Origin of the sequence: Guyparkeria sp. WRN-7, from assembly GCF_001641825.1 — a bacterium.
In the GTDB taxonomy this organism is placed as follows: Bacteria; Pseudomonadota; Gammaproteobacteria; order Halothiobacillales; family Halothiobacillaceae; genus Guyparkeria.
The window spans coordinates 1-274 of sequence record NZ_LRFH01000010.1 but is presented as its reverse complement, the minus strand read 5'-3'; the positions used below and the strand labels follow the sequence as shown (position 1 = coordinate 274).

The 274-nt window shown below is 64.2% G+C and carries 1 pseudogene; it reads left to right on the top strand.

Annotated features, from left to right (window positions below):
- Window positions 1–274, top strand: a pseudogene (gene tuf / locus AWR35_RS04495) (elongation factor Tu); the annotation flags it as partial.

The following is a 274-nucleotide window of genomic DNA, read 5'->3' as shown; positions in this document are numbered from 1 at the left end:
CCTCTCCCAGTACGACTTCCCGGGCGACGACACCCCGATCGTCACCGGTTCGGCACTGAAGGCGCTGGAAGGCGACACCTCCGAGATCGGCGCGCCGGCCATCATGAAGCTGGTCGAGGCAATGGACGACTACATCCCGGAGCCGGAGCGTGCCATCGACGGTGCGTTCATCATGCCGGTCGAGGACGTGTTCTCCATCTCCGGTCGCGGCACCGTAGTCACCGGTCGTGTCGAGCGCGGCATCGTCAAGACTGGCGAAGAGATCGAGATCGTT